Genomic DNA, 500 nt, shown 5'->3' with positions numbered 1-500 from the left:
AGGATGAGTTGCTTGCTGGCGCAATGACCAGTTCCTGGGTAGCAGGTTCCACTAAATCGGGAATCAGCGTTACCGTAGACCCGGTGGCGAAAACTTTCACACGCACAAACGGTAGTTTTGAAACAGACGGTGTTGAAGTTGGCGACCTTGTCCAGTTCGACGGTTTATCCGGAAATAACGACAAAGCGTTCATGGTCACGGCTGTCACAGCTACAGTTATAACCGGAGCGGGCATCCAGCACACCCTTACCGCTGAATCAGACGCTCAAGCCAATTTGCGTATCGCAGATAAACTTGAAACCGGTAACTTGTGTAAAACCTATTCAATCCTGACATGGTTGAAAGGTAAATGCGGAAATCCTGATTCGTACATCATAACTCGTGGTGTTGAATTTACAGGGTTCACCATCGAACAAGCCGTTAACGCGATGGTTACAGGCTCATTCCCGTTCATTGGTCTTAATCAGGAAATCCTACAAGCACCGCCGAGTGGTTCAGAT

1 protein-coding gene is annotated in these 500 nt (G+C 48.0%); it reads left to right on the top strand.

Features of this window, described 5'->3' with window-relative positions; all coding sequences use genetic code 11:
• On the top strand, nt 1-500 hold a 500-nt coding region (locus tag KTQ36_RS11240; protein WP_218633931.1), incomplete at both ends, for a hypothetical protein.

The organism is Sphingomicrobium clamense (assembly GCF_019264355.1).
In the GTDB taxonomy this organism is placed as follows: Bacteria; Pseudomonadota; Alphaproteobacteria; order Sphingomonadales; family Sphingomonadaceae; genus Sphingomicrobium; species Sphingomicrobium clamense.
Note: the sequence above shows the minus strand (reverse complement) of the source record. Positions and strands in the feature narration are given on the sequence as shown.